The organism is Cupriavidus sp. SIMBA_020, assembly GCF_046535395.1.
Lineage (GTDB): Bacteria > Pseudomonadota > Gammaproteobacteria > Burkholderiales > Burkholderiaceae > Cupriavidus > Cupriavidus campinensis.
Genome location: NZ_JAWRWU010000772.1, coordinates 1 through 265, shown reverse-complemented (window position 1 = coordinate 265; position 265 = coordinate 1). Strand labels below are relative to the sequence as shown.

Sequence of the window (265 nt, the reverse complement as noted above, 5' to 3'; positions counted from 1 at the left end):
CGCAGGAGGCGCGTGTCAAGACCGCGGGAGACTTGCGTGCTGTCGTCGCTGAGACGGTGATGCTCAAGGCAGAAGCCGCGAGAGAGCAGGCGAGGCAAGACCTGAAAGAGAAATCGGGTGGAGCGATGAACGGAGCGCTAGGTGCGAGCGCTGAGAGCAACGGCTTGCCTCGAGTGTCGGGCATCTTCGAAGCACGCGGTTTGGCCACGGCAACCTTTGTGTACCCAAACGGGCAACTGGATCAGGGCGTCGGTGACGTCTTGCC

1 protein-coding gene is annotated in these 265 nt (G+C 62.3%); it reads left to right on the top strand.

Annotated features, from left to right (window positions below; translation table 11 throughout):
- Nucleotides 1–59: 59 nt before the first annotated feature.
- Nucleotides 60–265, top strand: a 206-nt coding sequence (locus tag SB751_RS31445; RefSeq protein WP_410749202.1) for a hypothetical protein, incomplete at its 3' end; no start/stop codon positions are given.